Genomic DNA, 15,278 nt, shown 5'->3' with positions numbered 1-15,278 from the left:
TCTGAGCGCTCGCCGGACTGCCTGGCGCGCACAAGCATCGGTGCGTTGAGTGACCGTGCAGGTGTTCACAAGCACCACGTCGGCTGGCCGGCCAAAGGGCACCACTCGGAAACCGCGGCGAGCGAACTCCTCAGCCAGCATAGCGCTCTCGGCTTGATTGAGCTTGCAACCTAAAGTGTAGATAGCCGCACTCTGCATCGCGCCTAGATGAGGTGTCGGGTCACCGAGGTAACCCGACACTCTCCCGATTCGTTGTCACACTGCTGTGGTCAGTCCCATGGCAAGGACCTACCAGGACAAAGACCTCACTGCTGGCCTTCCGCATCGGGCGCTTCGTCGCTGCTTCCCTCCTGTTCGGAAGGCTCGTGAGCCGACGGCGCATCCTCGGGCGTCTGGGTAGAGTTTTCAGCGGCCTCAGCAGAGGTTTTCTTGCGTGACGCCCTCTTCCTCGGCTTGGGCTTCTCTGCGGCAGGCGCCGCAGCCTCCGGAGCCCCTCCGCTTTCAGTCTCGGGGGGCGCCGGTTCGCCAGCAGCCTGCACCTCAACTTCGACCTGAGGCAGTTCCTCTGCGCTGGGCTCGCCCACCGCCTCACCGGGCATTTCTGATACAGACGGAGCCTCTGCGGCCTCTGCTTCCGGTTGCTCCTTAGCCGCTTCTCCAGCAAGATGCTCCGCAACGGCCTTTTCCATTGCCCGTTTTTCGGACAGGACGATGCGCTTGTTGTCCTTGCTAAATTCAATCACGCAGAGCTCAATCTCTTCGTCCAGATGGTAGCCGTCGGCGGGCTTGCTGAGATTTGGCTTAGCCAGATGGGATAGAGGCACAAAGCCTTCCACTCCACCGGGCAGCTCCACCAGCAGCCCCTTCTCAATGAGGCGTGTGACCTTGCCCGTCACGATTGTACCGGGCCGATACATTTCCTCAAAGCGATCCCAGGGGTTCTCCTGGGTCTGCTTGTAACCGAGAGAAATGCGCCGGTTGACTGGGTCAACCTTTAGCACAGTGACCGTTATCTCTTCGCCTTTCTTGATCACCTCCCCAGGATGGCGGACTTTTTTGGTCCAGGAAAGGTCCGAGATATGCACCAGGCCGTCAATCCCTTCTTCCAGCTCCACGAACGCGCCGAAATTGGTCAAATTGCGCACCTTCCCTTTGTGAATGGAACCCACGGGATAACGCTCGGCAAGGGTCTCCCACGGGTCTGGCTGGAGCTGCTTCAGGCCCAAGGAAATCTTGCGCTCTTCCTTCTGCACGTTCAGCACTTTTGCCTGGATGATTTCCCCCACGCTGACGATCTTCGACGGATGCTTGACGTGCTGGGTCCAGGACATCTCGGAGATGTGCACCAGGCCTTCAACGCCTTTTTCCAACTCCACGAAAGCGCCGTAGTCGGAGATACTGACCACCTTACCCTGCACGATGGAGCCGACCGGGTACTTCTTGTCCACATCTTCCCACGGGTGGGGCTGCAGCTGCTTGTAGCCTAAAGAGATGCGGTCCTTCTGTTCATTGAAGTCAAGGACCACTACCTTGATTTTCTGGTCCAGCGATACGACCTCAGAAGGATGATTGACGCGGCCCCATGACAGATCGTTGACATGCAGCAGGCCGTCCACGCCGCCCAGGTCGATGAACACGCCAAAGTCGGTGATGTTCTTAACCGTGCCCTCCAGCACCTGGCCGCGTTCCAGCTCGGCCAAAATCTTCTGCCGCTGCCCTGCCATCGCCTCCTCGACCAACACGCGGTGGGAGACAACGATGTTCTTGCGGGCGTAGTTGATCTTGACCACCTTCAGATCCAGGGTCTGGCCGATGTAGGCGTCAAAGTCACGCACGGGGCGCACGTCGATCTGGGAGCCCGGCAAGAACGCATCGACTCCATCGATGTCCACCACCAAGCCCCCCTTGATGCGCCGCACGCAGCGCCCGCGCAGCACCTCGCCCTTCTCGTAGGCCTCTTTCACTCGTTCCCAGACCTTCATAAAGTCGGCCTTACGCTTGGAAAGGACCAATTGCCCTTCCTGGTCTTCAACCTGGTCAAAGACCACTTCCACGTCGTCGCCTACCTTAAGTTCGGCCGGGTTCGAGAATTCTTCGATGGGAATTGTGCCCTCGGACTTGAAGCCGACATCCACTGCCACTTCTTTCTCGCCTACGGCCAAGATCTTGCCGACGACGACTTCGCCCTCAACAAAATCGCTGAGGGTCTCCTCGTACATGCGCCTCAAGGTCTCGCGCTCTTCGGGCGTGTACTCTTCCTCCTCGTCGGGAAGCGACTTGACCACCAAAGGCTCCGTGGCAGGGGTACTCGGTTGTCCCGTTACCTGTTGAGCTGTGCTCTCACCTCCTTCCTCTGCGCTTTTGGCGGTGGCGTCCTGTGCGAACGCCTGGTTGGTTTGATCGTCCATCATTCAGCACTACCTCCTTTTTATTTGATCTTCGTGCCCGCTTGCGCAGGCAACGTGTTCTATGGTAAGCGCTACGCGCTCGAGGAGCCAGCGCGGGGTGGAAGCTCCGCCGGTGACGCCGACTGTGCGCGCCTGCGAGAACCACTCGCCCCGCAACTCCTTCTCATCCTCCACCCAATGTGAGTTGGCGTTGTGGCGTTGGCAGGCGGCAAATAGTTGCCGAGAGTTAGAGCTCTCTCTGCCGCCCACAAAAATGACTACTTGGTGCTCACGCGCGAAGGCCGCAACCTCCTCCTGCCGCCGATTCACCGATCGACACGTGGTGTTGCAAACCTCCAGCCCAGGGATGCGCCCGCGGAGTGCACGCTCCACCTGCCTGAACGTCTGCTCCGAGGCTGTGGTCTGTGCCAATAGCACTGTAGGCACTCCCACAGGGAGCTGCTCTGCCTCCTCCACAGAGTTCACCACTATGGCCCCTTTTGGGCAATGCCCAACGAGTCCGCGCACCTCGGGGTGGTCCTTCTTCCCGAAAATGACCACCCGGTAGCCTTGCGCGCAGTAGCTTTGCACAAGCTCCTGCACCCGCCGGACAATAGGGCAGGTACCATCGACAATGTCCAGTCTGGCGTTCTGCAGCCTGGCGCGCAAGGCCGGCGAGATACCATGGCTTCGCACCAGCACACGACGAGCCCCTAAGCCCTCCAAGTCAGCTCCCTCAATCTCCTCCTGGGGCACCACACGGAGTCCAAGTCGCCGCAGCCGCTCCACTTCCTGAGGATTGTGGAGCAGCGGGCCCACCGAAACCAGCTCACCTTGGGCGAGGGCCTCCTCAGCCATGTGGATAGCCCGCGCAACACCGGCACAGAACCCCGCACGCTGGTCGATCTCAACCTTCACCCCAGTTCTCTCGCCCGCCTTGGGCTCCTCAACCAGAGAGACGCTCGCGCACCTTTTGCAGGACGAATTCAACCTGTTCCTCTATGGTCATGTGTGAGGTATCCACTTCAATGGCGTCAGGGGCCTTGCGCAATGGGCCATAGGTACGTGCACGGTCATCGCGGTCTCGGCGTTCCAGCTGTGCTGCAAGCTGCCGCACGGATGTGTCAATTGAGCGCGCGGCGTATTCGGCCTGTCGGCGCTGCGCGCGCACCTCCAGCGAAGCCGTAAAGTAGAACTTCACGTCGGCGTCAGGAAAGACCACGGTGCCGATGTCGCGCCCTTCGGCCACCACGCCGCCACCGGCGGCTAGGGCGCGCTGCAGCTCCACCATCCGCTGCCGCACTGCCCCATTGGCCGCCACAGGGCCGATATGCTCTGATACCTCTGGCCCCCTGATCTCTTCGGTCACATCTTCGCCGTCAAGGAACACGCGCAACTCACCGCCTTCGGTTCGCAGGTCCACCTGTGTCTGTCGCGCTATCTCTGCCACCGTGCCCTGGGCGGCCGGATCTATTCCTTTGCGAAGGACTTTCAAGGTCAGTGCGCGGTACAGCGCCCCTGAATCAAGGTACAGGTAACCCAGCCGCTGTGCGACCAGACGCGCCGTGGTGCTTTTGCCAGAGGCGGCAACGCCGTCGATGGCGATGATGAGCCGTTTCTGCTGCGCCACGACCAGAACCCCGCTTCAGGGCCGCCTCTGCGACTCGACCAGCTTTTGGTGCTCCTGCGAAGGCTCTGGCAAGGCAGCGGCGCGGAGAGCTGCTATCTCAGCCGGCCTGAGGTAGCGCCATTGCCCCAGCTCCAGTTGGCCCAGGCGCACCGGACCGAAGGCGACTCGCCGCAAGACCAGCACACGCAGCCCCACTGCCGACAGCATTCTCCTGACCTGGCGCTTACGCCCTTCGCGAATGGTCAACTCGACAACTCTGCCAGGCGGAGGCTGGTCCGGTAATAGGCGGGCCTCGCAAGGAGCCGTCATCCCGTCGGTCAGGGCAACACCCGCCCGGAGCTTTGCCAGCTGTTGCTCGCTCACGTCGCGATCAACCACGGCCACATAGGTCTTTGCCACTTTGAAACGCGGGTGCAGGAGCCGGTTTGTCACCTCCCCGTCGTTCGTCAACAACAAAAGCCCCTCGGTGTCGATGTCCAAGCGTCCTACTGGAAAAAGGCGCGTGGACACGGGTACCAGGTCCACTACCTTAGGCCGCCCGCGAGTGTCACGCACGGTGGTCACGTACCCAGCTGGTTTGTGGAGCATGATGTACACCTTACGCTGCGGGGGCTGCACCACCCGACCGTCTACCGCCACTTCATCGCGCTCTTCATCAACCTGCGTGCCCACCGAGGTCACCACTTTGCCATTCACTGTAACCCGACCCTGGGCAATAAGTTTGTCGGAGGCTCGGCGCGAGGCGACACCACAACTGGCCAGGTACTTATTGAGCCTCACCATTGGTGGTCTCTTGCTCCTGCAAGCCGTTCTCTGCCCCTTGGGCAGCACTCTCCTCCACGGTTACATTGCCCAGGTCCTCTTGCGGAGCGCGCGCCTTGAGCAGGGCCTCCACCTCGTCGATCGAAGGCAAGTCGGCCAGGCTGTTGATGCCAAAATACGCCAAGAAGTGTTCGGTTGTCTTGTAAAGAACAGGCCGTCCCACAGTAGAAGCTCTGCCGGCCATTGTGATCAGATTGCGCTCCAACAGGTTCTTGAAGACCCCATCAGAGTTAACGCCGCGCACTGCCGCCACTTCTGCCCTGCTGATAGGCTGCTTGAAGGCGATAATCGCCAGTGCCTCCAGGGCCGCCCGCGACAGGCGTTGCCTTGCGCGCCCCCGCTGATACTTGCGCACCCACTCTGCCAGGTGCGCTCGCGTGGTCATCTGGAAACCGCCTGCCACGCGCCGGATTTCAAACGCATGCCCGTGAAGCGCATACTCCTCGTTCAGTTGGTCCACCACGCGCTGGAGCAATTCCTCATCTGCATCTTCGATTGCAGCGCGCAGGCGGTGCAAAGTGACAGGCGTATCGGCAGCAAAGATGAGCGCTTCGATTATCTGCTTAGCAGCCTCGAGTTCCATCAGACCCTGTATATCCAGATTTCGCCGAAGGGAGCAGATTGCCTGACCACAACCGCGCCTACGCGTATCAGTTCCAATAACGCCAAGAACGTCGCGATGATGACCAGCTTGCTGCTCAGCCCCCGAATCAGGTCAGCAAAGAGAGCCTCGCCGTGGGTACGAAGGTAGTCAAGAACATAAGTGATCTGTTCTTCAACCGAGGCCTCAGCCTCGCGAATTTCGTGATAAGTAACCTGCGAGGCTCGCTCGAGCACAACACTGAACGCGGCCACCAGGTCATATAACGACACTTCGTGGCCGTTCAACTCTTCGTCTGAATACCCGTCGCCGTCGATGGAGAATGCAGTACGCGGGAAGAAGTCGCGCGCGCGCTCCTCTATCGCCGACAATTCAACAGCTATCAGCTTGTACTTTTGGTACTCCAGCAGCCGCTGGACCAGTTCAGTACGCGGGTCCTCTTGCTCCTCATCCACCTCCTCTGAGCGCGGCAGGAGCATTTGCGCCTTGATGTGCATCAGCCTGGCGGCCATGAGGATGAATTCACCCGCCACGTCGATATCCAGGTAACGCATGAGGTCCAGGTACTGCAGGTATTGGGCGGTGATCTCCGCGATGGGAATGTCGAAGATATCCACCTCGTTCTTGCGGATGAGGAAAAGGAGGAGTTCGAGGGGACCCTCGAACTTCTGCAGACGCACCGTGTACGGCATGCCTTACCCAATCCTCATGGCCGCGCGCACCAAAGCCATCGTCCGTGCCGCCTCTGCGCGCGCCCGAGCGTTCCCCTCTGCTATGATCTCCTGCACTTGATCCAGGTGCGCCGCGTAGTACTCACGCTTCTCCCGGATGGGTTGCAAGTAGCATGTCAACTTATTTGCCAAGTTCTTCTTACAGTCGACGCACCCCAGAGCCCCGCTTCGACAATCGCGTTCAATCGTGCCCACCTCGGAAGGATTGAACTTCCGGTGAAACGTAAAGACCAAACAGACTTCCGGTCGTCCTGGGTCACCGCGCCTGATCTTCTGCGGGTCAGTCACCGCCGTCATCACCTTGCGCTGGATCTCCTCAGGCCGGTCAGACAAGAGGATAGTGTTACCAGCCGATTTGCTCATGCGGTTCCCGTCCAAGCCGGGCAAGCGCGCAAACTCCGTGAGCATTGCCTCCGGCTCAGGAAACACTTCTCCGTACAAGGAGTTAAACCGGCGCGCGATCTCGCGGGTCAGCTCCACGTGCGGGACCTGGTCTTCGCCCACCGGCACCGCATGTGCACGGTAAATGAGGATGTCGGCCGCTTGCAACACCGGGTAACCCAGATGGCCGTAGGACATCCTGCTGTCCAGACCCAGGGCGCGCGCCTGCTCCTTTACCGTCGGGTTGCGCTCCAGTCTGGGCACGGTGACCAGCATCGCGAAAAGCAGAAAGAGCTCGGCGTGTTCCTTCACCTGCGACTGCACGAACAACACGCTCTTTTCCGGGTCGATACCTGCGGCTAGCCAGTCTATCACCATCTCTACGGTATCGGTGCCGATGGTACTGGTGTCTTCGTACGAGGTGGTAAGGGTGTGCCAATCGGCCACCATGTGAAAGTTCTCGTACTCTCCCTGCAACCGTACCCAGTTTTCCAGCGCGCCCACATAGTTACCCAGATGCAAGCGACCGGTAGGGCGCATACCGCTAAGAATTCGCTTCTTGCCCAAAAACGCCTGACTCCTGTTGCTGTTCTCGCTCTCCCAAGTCCGTACCCCCCGCTTCAATTCATGAAGAGGTACGGTTTCCACCTCTCGTCGCTCACGCCCACAAAGTGCTGAATGAAGAAGAGGTTGTTAGGCTTGCGCGGCTGGCGCAACAGGCGCATGCCCGCCTCTTCCGGGGTGCGGTTCCCTTTGCGCGTGTTGCATCGCACACAGGCACAGACCAAGTTCTCCCACGTGTCCGTGCCACCCCGATCTTTCGGCAGGACGTGATCGACCGTGAGCGGACTCCTTGCCGTGCCGCAGTATTGGCATCGATGCCCGTCCCGCTTGATTATGTTGCGCCGGGTGAGCAGAATCCTCTTCCGCGGCACCTGGATGAAACGGACGAGCCGCACAATGCTCGGCATAGGCAGAGCGGTCGACACCGAGTGCACCATGTACGGGTGACGCTCAATAATCTCCGCCTTGCCAAGGTAGATGAGCACGATAGCCTTCTTGGCGCTGGTCACACTCATCGGCTCATAGTTCTGATTGAGGAGTAACACTCCTCTGTTCAGGATCGCCGCAGACATCTCTTGTCTTTTCTGGCCGTTACCCTATCCAAAAGCTTGACTTTGAATTTAGCACAAAGCGCGCAAATAGTCAAGCTGTTTTTGCCAGGCGGCGCGAGCGATTCCGGCTCAAAACTGCTCCGCCTCGTCGATCAGCATGATGGGAATGTCGTCCTCGATCCGGTACTTCAGCCGGCAGGCATGACAGATTAGCTTTTCATTCTTCTGGTCATACTCCAACTCACCCTTGCACTTGGGGCACGCCAGGATCTCCAAAAGCTCCTTGTCCAGCATACAAACCTCCTTAGTTGTTCCGCTGTGTCGGTTAGCTCGGCTCTTGCGCAGGGGGAAAGTCCCCTAGGGCTTCTCCTATACCGCCACCGTCTTTGTCCTGCGGAGGACCATCAAAGTGATGTCATCCGCCTGGGGCATTCCGCTGCAGAAGCGGTCCACATCGGCCATCACAGCATCCAACACGCGCTGGGCGCTCAGGCCCCGAGATCTGGCCAATACTGCCAAAAGCCGTTTCTCCTCATACTGCTGCCTCTTCTTCCCCTGGGCCTCCGTGACGCCATCGGTGAACAGAACTACCATCTCCCCTGGCCGCACGGTCATGGAGCCTTCCTCATAATCGGAGTCTTCGAGTGCGCCCAAGATGAGTCCTCCCTTTTCCAGCCTGGTCATCCGCCCCTGACGGTCCACATGCAAGGGAGGGTTGTGACCGCAATTGATGTAAGTCACTTCGCCAGTGCGAGGACACAATTCGCCATGAAAAAAGGTGATGAAGGTACCCGGTGCGGTGCTCTCGAACACCAGCCGATTCAGATTCTTCACCCGCTCCGCCAGAGGTCTCCGACTGTGCACCTGTGCGTGCAACCCACCGTGGAGTGTAGCCATCAGCAACGCGGCGGGGATCCCTTTGCCCGACACATCGCCTATAGCAAATGCCACACAGTCGCGGTGTTTTTCCAGCACGTCATAGTAATCACCGCCGACCTCGTGGCAAGGTCTATTGGTTGCCGCCACCTCGTAGCCTGGGATGTGCGGCAAGGTCACGGGCAACAGGCGCGCTTGGATTTCCCGCGCCACTTCGAGTTCACCGTCCAATCGCTTTTTTTCCAGCGCCTGCTGATAGAGCTTGGCATTCTCCACCGCCATCGCCGCATGTACCGAGAGTGCCTCCAGGAACTCCTCGTCTTCTGCGGTGAACGGGCCTCCTTTCTTGTTTAGGATCTGAAACACACCAATGATCTTGCCCGCCTTGTTGCGCATAGGCATGCAGAGCATGGTGGAGGTGTGAAAACCAGTATGCTGATCGATCTCCCGGTCGAAACGCGGGTCGCTATAGACATCGGCCAGGTTGACCGTCTCGCCTGTCTGCGCTACCACGCCGGCGATCCCCTTGCCCAGCGGCAACCGAATCTCGATTTTTCGGTCCGACAGCACCACTCGCGACCAGATTTCCCCCCGCTGGTCGTCCAGCAGGTAGATGGTTCCAGCCGTGGCGCTGGTGTTGTCGAGCGCAATACCCAGAATGAGTTCAAGCAGCCGACTCAAGTCGAGCGTGGAGTTGATAATCTTGCTCGCCTCCACCAGCGATTGCAGGTGGCGAATCCTTTCCAGCGCCAACCGCAACTGGTCAGCGGTCCTTACAACACTCATAGGGGCCCCGTTTCTCATGGGAGCTATTTTTCCTGCCACGCTCCCATGCGCGCATACTTTTCGATTCGCTGCCGCACCAGCTTGTCGGGCGGCAGTTCCTCCAACGGCGCAAGCTCTTCGAGGATGGCCTGTTTGACCAACGCTGCTGCTTCTTGCGGGTTGTGGTGCGCTCCTCCTACAGGTTCAGGCACAATTCTATCGATGACGCCCATTTTCAGAAGATCCTGGGCAGTCACCTTCATGGCTTCCGCTGCCAAAGGCGCCTTGCTGGCGTCGCGGTAGAGAATGGCCGCGCACCCCTCAGGCGATATGACCGAGTACCAGGTATTCTCCTGCATGAGCACCCGATCGCCCACGCCAATGCCCAGGGCCCCGCCGCTTGCCCCTTCGCCGATGATGACGACAATGATCGGCACGGGCAGCCGCGACATCTCCAGGAGGTTGCGCGCGATGGCCTCTGCTTGCCCTCGTTCCTCGGCGCCAATGCCCGGGTAGGCGCCCGGCGTGTCCACCAGGCTAATCACCGGACGACGGTATTTGGCCGCTAACTTCATTAAGCGCAATGCCTTTCGGTACCCCTCGGGGTGCATCATACCGAAATTGCGGTAGAGCTTTTGCTTGGTGTCCCTCCCCTTTTGCTGCCCGAAGATGACGATGGGCTTGCCATCCAACTTTGCGATGCCACCGACCAGCGCCGGGTCGTCTGCAAACGCACGGTCCCCGTGGAGCTCAACAAAATCGGTGGTCATGTACTCGATATAGTCCAAGGTATAGGGCCGCTGAGGATGCCTGGCCAGCTGCACGCGCTGCCACCGAGTGAGGCGTGCATAAATCTGCTTGCGGAGTTTCCTGGCCTTTTCCTCCAAGCGCTGGATCTCGGCGGTAATCTCTACGTTCTCTGCGCTCGAATAGGCTTTCAAGTCGGCGATCTTCTTCTCCAGCTCCACCAACGGACGCTCAAAATCAAGCACGAATCCCATAGCGTTCTCGCTCTACTCCTTGCACTTACAGGTCAAACACCGCTTTGATGAGAATCTCCACATCAAGCCACAGCGAGTAGTTCTTCATGTAGTACAGAAGCTGGCGTTCCTTCTCCTTGCTGGTCAGTCCCCTACTTGCCCGCAGCTGGGTGATGCCGGTGAGACCGGGTTTGAGCTGGCGCGGCACTCCAGGCGACGACTCGGCGGCAAGTTCTGCCCCGACCAGCGTCAATCTGCCCATGAGCACGTCCCACAGAAGCGGGAGCCGAGAGGTTCGCTGACCGGGGCGCGATCCCACCAGCTCATGGGCGGCGACCAGCCGACCGTCCCTGCCCACCACATGGCGGCGCCGAACACGATACCCCTTTACGGCCACCAAATAGAGGATCACGGGCCCCGCCGCCACCAGTGCGGGCAACGAGAGCACCACATCCAACCCACGCTTGAGGAAGCGATGCCACGGCCTGCTAAACCGGTACTCCACCTCCACCAAGGGCATCTCCGCCAAGTTGTCGATGGACGCCTTGCCGATGATGACGTCCAAGTTGCTGGGCACCAGTTTGAAGCTCACCCGCGACCGGTTGGCTCGGTCCATCAGCTCCAGAATCCGGTCGTAAGGAATGCGGTCGGTGGAAAAGATCACCTCCTGCACGCGGTGGGCACGAAAGAGTTCGTCTAACTGCCCGGTAGCCTGGAGGACTGGTACCCCCTCCATCTCTTCTCCGGCTTCACTCCCCTCGAGGCTCACCACACCGACCACTTCGTAGGCACTCTCGAACCTACTCCGAAGACGCTGCAATAGCTTCTGCACCGAGCGCCTGTCGCCCACCAACAAGGTCCGTTTCCGCATGAGAGAACGACCAATAGTGCCATGGAACGGAAGACCAAGTCGCGGCAACAGGCGCACCAAGACCCTCCATCCGGAAATGCTTGCTAGATTGAGCGTTCCCGAAATGAGCACCACAGCACGGGAAAAACCGTACTGCTTGAAAAAATAGGTGAAGGCCGAATTGACCACTAGCCCTGCCAACACTCCGGTGGCGGCCGCAGTTGACGAATACCGCCTCTCCCCATAACACCCATTCGCCGCCAGAGATAACAACCAGACCACAGAGTAAAATGCATTGACGGCCAGGAACGACGGAAGGTGGACAAGGTTACCAAACCAGATGCCCACCGCGGCCGTGACCCCCACATACATGAGCACGAGGTCAAGCAAGGGGATGGCACCCACCGCCGCTGCCCGGTGCAGCAACGAAAGTGCTGCTCTCAGCCAGATGGCCACCACTAGCACCCAGCGCAGCAACGAAAATGAGCGCTGGGCAAAGTGCTTGCGCACGAAAAGGTGCATGGCCTGGTAGAACAGCCGCAGATTGTCAAATCCGCTCCGGCGCGAGCTTTCCCCTTTGAAGTGGACAATTTTCGTCTGCGGCACATAGTAGATCTTCCATCCCCTTTTCTTGAAGCGCAGACACCAGTCAAGATCTTCGCCGTACAGAAAGAACCTCTCGTCCAAAAGGCCCACCTGTGCCACCGCTTCGCACCGCGCCATCATGAAGGAGCCCGAGATGGCCTCCACCTCGTGCGTCTGGTCTGGGTCCAGGTAGGTCAAGTTGTACCGCCCAAAAAGCCTGCTGCGAGGAAAAAGGCGGCTCAAACCAACCAGCTTCGTGAAAGCAACCCACGGGGTGGGAATGCTCCGCCGACAGGCATGTTGCAATGAACCATCGGGGTTCAGGATCTTGCAGCCCACCATGCCCGCCTCTGGGTGCGCGCGCAAGAAGTCAAGCAAAGTGCGAAATGTATCCTCTTGGACCACCGTGTCCGGGTTCAGGAGGCAGACAACCTTGGCCCGGCACTGCCTTAGAACTTGATTATTGGCAGCAGCAAACCCCACATTTCTCTCATTGGCGATGAGCTTGACCTCTGGAAAGGAACGCCTGACCATAGCAGCCGTGCCATCAGTCGAGGCATTGTCCACAACCCACACCTCTGCGTCAATACCAGCCGTCGCCTTACGAATCGATGTGAGGGCCTGCTGGAGGAAATCGCGCACGTTGTAGCTCACGATGATGATCGCGAGCTCTGGCCGGTCAAACACCATAGCTAAGCGTCGCCACCTTGCTCAACGCCTGGTGCAACTTACGAAAATATTGCCAAATAGTCAAGCTCTATTCTGTCTCGCCTTTGAGTGGAGGAGCCGCATCTCCTTCCATCCCGGCGCCTGACTTTTTTCGTTCTTCTATAAACAAAGGCAAACCCTCTGGTTTGCCTCTCTTCCGCCTGGATGCTGTGGCCAGCAGCGGTCATAACTTGCCGATGAGGTCGTAGAAGCGCAGCTTCCAGACCATCCACACTGCCTCATAAACAATCTTGCGGGACATCTTGGAAATGCCACTGCGCCGCTCGACAAAGGTTATGGGCACTTCACAAAGCTTGAAGCCCTTCCTATGGGCTTTGAAGGACATCTCAATTTGAAAGGAGTAACCGTCTGAGTGGATAGCGTCCAGGTCGATCGCTTCTAACACACGGCGGCGAAAGCATTTGAAGCCACTGGTGCAATCATGGATTTTCAGCCCGGTGACGGCACGCACGTACTTGCTCGCACCGATACTCAGCACCAGCCGCTTCAAAGGCCAGCGAATCACGGTGATGCCATCCACGTAGCGGGAGCCGATCACCAGGTCACAGCCGCCTTGCGCCCTCTCCAGGAGAAGCTTAATCTCGCGCGGTTCATGGGAAAAGTCCGCATCCATCTCCACCACAAAGTCGTAGTCGCCCCTTAGCGCATACTTGAACCCCTCCACATAAGCACTGCCCAGGCCCAGCTTCCGGTCGCGCTCCAGAAGGTGGATGCGTCGGTCCTTCTCGGCGAGTTGCCTGATGAGCTCGCCCGTCCCGTCGGGGGACGCATCGTCCACAACCAACACCTCAGTGCCTGGAGGTGTTGCAGCCAACACTGCGGGCACCAGCCGGCTAATGTTGTCCGCTTCATTGTACGTAGGGATGACCACCAGGACGCGCATGCGTGCCCTATGCAGTTTCGATGTCTCGATCGTCCACCAGCGGGGAACCAGCTGCCCTCAATTCTTCCTTGAAACGCTGCAAGGCCTCCTTTGTGGCTGAGAGTTCTACCCCAAATTCCTCACGCGCCTTGTCCACAATCAGCCCCGATCGCAAGGGGCGAGGTGCCGCCTGGCCCAACTCCGCTGTCCGCACCGGCCTGATCAAGGAACCGTCAAGGGCAAAAACTTGCGCCAGGTCCATGGCAAACTCGTAGCGACTCACGATCTCTTTGCCTGCTATGTGGTAGACCCCGCTGGCATCCTGCAGCACCATGGTCCAGAGGGCCTGCGCTAACTCGCTGGCAAGGGTCGTATTGCCCAGCTGGTCAGTGACTACTTTGACCTCCTCGCCCGCCTTCAGCTTTTTCAGAAGCCAGGTGGCAAAGTTCTCGCGTGCACGTTCGGCATAGCCGTAGAGTACCATGGTGCGCACGATCAGATAGGGTACTGCGCTCCCTTTTACCACATTCTCAGCCGCCAGCTTCGACTTGCCATAGTAGCCCAACGGGTTTGGACGCGCCTCTTCTCGATAAGGTCCCTTTGCGCCATCGAACACATAGTCGGTGGAAAGGTGGAGGACGTGCGCGCCGGAGCTCTCTGCAGCCCTTATCAAGTTCTCGGTGGCCACCACGTTGCCCTGCCAGCAGGCTTCCTTTTCTGTCTCGGCCCCGTCGACATTGTTGTAGCCGGCAGTGTGAACAATCCAGGTCGGTTTGAATGCCGCCACCAGAGCCTTCGTCGCAGTGCGGTCACGCAGGTCCAACCGCTCATACCGCCCTATGCTCCCAGTCCCGTAGAATGTGTCCGCCAGGTCCACACCTACGAGATCCACCTGCGGCGGCCTGTGTGCCACCAGGTTCTGCCCCAACAAGCCGTTACACCCTGTAAGCAGTACCCTCACCTCACGTACTCCTTTCCTTGCCGCATCTTCCCCCGCTCTCGATTTGGGCCAATTCCCGTTTCATGGCCTCAATGTTCTCTGCCCCCAGAAGTGTGCAATTGATGCTGGCAACCCTGTTGGCGAATTCAACCGCAGCGCGCGTATCGCTGTTTGCCAAGTAGTGGCGCAAGAAGGCGGCGGCAAAAGCGTCGCCGCAGCCGGTGGGGTCCACCACACGTTCTACTGGCCAGGCGGGCACCAAATCGGACCGGATACCTGTCCCTGTCCGCTCTCCCACAAAGGCGCCTCGTTCGGCAAGCGTCACCAAGACCATCCTTGCTCTGCCTTGCAGCACCTGCCGCGCGAGCTCACGCAGGGCCTGGAGGGGCAGGGGCGGCGAAATCTCCATCAACGAAGCGGCTTCATGTTCGTTCATTTGGACGATGTCCGCGCACGACACGTACAGCTCCCAATGCGGGTTTTTCCACAACGAGCGCCTGCCGGAAGCATCCCGCGCCCACGCCAGGCTGTGGTAATCTGTGTAGATCAAACCCTTGGCCTTCTCCGAAAGGCTCGCGAAGGAGGTGGGACTCAGCTCTTCGCCGGTGATAAAGTTAACCAAGACGACGTCGGCATCGACCACCCCTTGCACCTGGTCCCATGAAAGTGGCGCCATCGGTTCAGTGGTCACCTCCTGCCGGACGTTCTCGGTCAGGTACGTGAGGCGGACCTGCGTGTTAGGCCGCTCCTCCAGATGTAGCTGGCTGACATCGACCTGGGCGTGTCGCGCACAGCTGGCCACTACCCGTTCGTAAATGTCTGCTCCTACCCTCGCCACGGGACGTATCGTCCACCCTTTGTCGAACATTGCCGCCAGATACGTCACGGTGTAGTAGATGCCACCAAGGCTTCGCGTCGGAGTGCCTCCATACGGCTCAATGAGGTCGCTCACGAAAGTGCCAATGACGCCGATTGTCTTATCCTTCGTCCCAGTTCCCTCCATCAACTCTCCTGCAAAGGTTAT

16 protein-coding genes are annotated in these 15,278 nt (G+C 59.1%); all 16 read right to left on the bottom strand.

Features of this window, described 5'->3' with window-relative positions; translation table 11 throughout:
• Nucleotides 1–198 (bottom strand): tRNA (N(6)-L-threonylcarbamoyladenosine(37)-C(2))-methylthiotransferase MtaB (locus ONB25_11600; GenBank protein ID MDZ7393527.1); only part of this gene is annotated, 198 nt, incomplete at its 3' end.
• Between the two features lie 107 nt (nt 199–305).
• Nucleotides 306–2,411 carry a 30S ribosomal protein S1 gene (gene rpsA, locus ONB25_11595; protein ID MDZ7393526.1) on the bottom strand — a complete coding sequence of 702 codons (2,106 nt, stop codon included), beginning with the start codon at nt 2,409–2,411 and terminating at the stop codon, nt 306–308.
• A 6-nt stretch (nt 2,412–2,417) separates the two neighbouring features.
• A complete protein-coding gene (locus tag ONB25_11590) occupies nt 2,418–3,305 on the bottom strand; it encodes a 4-hydroxy-3-methylbut-2-enyl diphosphate reductase (GenBank protein MDZ7393525.1) in 888 nt (295 codons plus the stop codon).
• 28 nt (nt 3,306–3,333) lie between these two features.
• The gene (gene cmk / locus ONB25_11585) at nt 3,334–4,017 is read right to left on the bottom strand and encodes a (d)CMP kinase (protein MDZ7393524.1); all 684 of its coding nucleotides are present in this window, start codon (nt 4,015–4,017) and stop codon (nt 3,334–3,336) included.
• A gap of 15 nt (nt 4,018–4,032) precedes the next feature.
• Complete coding sequence (locus ONB25_11580) at nt 4,033–4,800, bottom strand: rRNA pseudouridine synthase (protein MDZ7393523.1); 768 nt, start codon at nt 4,798–4,800, stop codon at nt 4,033–4,035.
• Entirely contained in the window at nt 4,784–5,422 is a 639-nt protein-coding gene (gene scpB / locus ONB25_11575; GenBank protein MDZ7393522.1) for an SMC-Scp complex subunit ScpB, read from the bottom strand. The genes ONB25_11580 and scpB overlap by 17 nt, the downstream gene beginning before the upstream one ends.
• Nucleotides 5,422–6,132: a segregation/condensation protein A gene (locus ONB25_11570; GenBank protein ID MDZ7393521.1), complete on the bottom strand. Its 711-nt coding sequence runs from the start codon at nt 6,130–6,132 to the stop codon at nt 5,422–5,424. The genes scpB and ONB25_11570 overlap by 1 nt, the downstream gene beginning before the upstream one ends.
• Nucleotides 6,133–6,135: 3 nt before the next feature.
• A complete protein-coding gene (gene trpS, locus ONB25_11565; GenBank protein ID MDZ7393520.1) occupies nt 6,136–7,119 on the bottom strand; it encodes a tryptophan--tRNA ligase in 984 nt (327 codons plus the stop codon).
• A 53-nt stretch (nt 7,120–7,172) separates the two neighbouring features.
• Nucleotides 7,173–7,688 carry an HNH endonuclease gene (locus tag ONB25_11560; GenBank protein ID MDZ7393519.1) on the bottom strand — a complete coding sequence of 172 codons (516 nt, stop codon included), beginning with the start codon at nt 7,686–7,688 and terminating at the stop codon, nt 7,173–7,175.
• Nucleotides 7,689–7,796: 108 nt separating this feature from the next.
• Nucleotides 7,797–7,961: a Trm112 family protein gene (locus ONB25_11555; GenBank protein MDZ7393518.1), complete on the bottom strand. Its 165-nt coding sequence runs from the start codon at nt 7,959–7,961 to the stop codon at nt 7,797–7,799.
• 75 nt (nt 7,962–8,036) lie between these two features.
• Nucleotides 8,037–9,329: a SpoIIE family protein phosphatase gene (locus tag ONB25_11550; GenBank protein MDZ7393517.1), complete on the bottom strand. Its 1,293-nt coding sequence runs from the start codon at nt 9,327–9,329 to the stop codon at nt 8,037–8,039.
• A 23-nt stretch (nt 9,330–9,352) separates the two neighbouring features.
• Complete coding sequence (locus ONB25_11545; GenBank protein ID MDZ7393516.1) at nt 9,353–10,309, bottom strand: acetyl-CoA carboxylase carboxyltransferase subunit alpha; 957 nt, start codon at nt 10,307–10,309, stop codon at nt 9,353–9,355.
• Between the two features lie 25 nt (nt 10,310–10,334).
• Nucleotides 10,335–12,413, bottom strand: a complete 2,079-nt coding sequence (locus tag ONB25_11540; protein MDZ7393515.1) for a glycosyltransferase — start codon at nt 12,411–12,413, stop codon at nt 10,335–10,337.
• Nucleotides 12,414–12,615: 202 nt separating this feature from the next.
• The gene (locus ONB25_11535; protein MDZ7393514.1) at nt 12,616–13,335 is read right to left on the bottom strand and encodes a polyprenol monophosphomannose synthase; all 720 of its coding nucleotides are present in this window, start codon (nt 13,333–13,335) and stop codon (nt 12,616–12,618) included.
• 7 nt (nt 13,336–13,342) lie between these two features.
• Nucleotides 13,343–14,275, bottom strand: coding sequence for a dTDP-4-dehydrorhamnose reductase (gene rfbD, locus ONB25_11530; protein MDZ7393513.1), 933 nt, complete (start codon nt 14,273–14,275; stop codon nt 13,343–13,345).
• Between the two features lies 1 nt (nt 14,276).
• Nucleotides 14,277–15,257: a carbohydrate kinase family protein gene (locus tag ONB25_11525; protein ID MDZ7393512.1), complete on the bottom strand. Its 981-nt coding sequence runs from the start codon at nt 15,255–15,257 to the stop codon at nt 14,277–14,279.
• Nucleotides 15,258–15,278 lie beyond the last annotated feature (21 nt).

Source organism: candidate division KSB1 bacterium (assembly GCA_034506335.1).
Classification (GTDB): Bacteria; Zhuqueibacterota; Zhuqueibacteria; order JANLFK01; family Oleimicrobiaceae; genus Oleimicrobium.
This window is presented reverse-complemented; position numbering and strand designations above follow the sequence as displayed.

Bases quoted from the DNA above. Each gene is read 5' to 3' on its own strand.
- rpsA (MDZ7393526.1), bottom strand. From the start codon at position 2,411: ATGATGGACGATCAAACCAACCAGGCGTTCGCACAGGACGCCACCGCC.
- ONB25_11580 (MDZ7393523.1), bottom strand. From the start codon at position 4,800: ATGGTGAGGCTCAATAAGTACCTGGCCAGTTGTGGTGTCGCCTCGCGC.
- scpB (MDZ7393522.1), bottom strand. From the start codon at position 5,422: ATGGAACTCGAGGCTGCTAAGCAGATAATCGAAGCGCTCATCTTTGCT.
- ONB25_11570 (MDZ7393521.1), bottom strand. From the start codon at position 6,132: ATGCCGTACACGGTGCGTCTGCAGAAGTTCGAGGGTCCCCTCGAACTC.
- ONB25_11560 (MDZ7393519.1), bottom strand. From the start codon at position 7,688: ATGTCTGCGGCGATCCTGAACAGAGGAGTGTTACTCCTCAATCAGAAC.
- ONB25_11555 (MDZ7393518.1), bottom strand. From the start codon at position 7,961: ATGCTGGACAAGGAGCTTTTGGAGATCCTGGCGTGCCCCAAGTGCAAG.
- ONB25_11550 (MDZ7393517.1), bottom strand. From the start codon at position 9,329: ATGAGTGTTGTAAGGACCGCTGACCAGTTGCGGTTGGCGCTGGAAAGG.
- ONB25_11545 (MDZ7393516.1), bottom strand. From the start codon at position 10,309: ATGGGATTCGTGCTTGATTTTGAGCGTCCGTTGGTGGAGCTGGAGAAG.
- ONB25_11540 (MDZ7393515.1), bottom strand. From the start codon at position 12,413: ATGGTGTTTGACCGGCCAGAGCTCGCGATCATCATCGTGAGCTACAAC.
- ONB25_11535 (MDZ7393514.1), bottom strand. From the start codon at position 13,335: ATGCGCGTCCTGGTGGTCATCCCTACGTACAATGAAGCGGACAACATT.
- ONB25_11525 (MDZ7393512.1), bottom strand. From the start codon at position 15,257: ATGGAGGGAACTGGGACGAAGGATAAGACAATCGGCGTCATTGGCACT.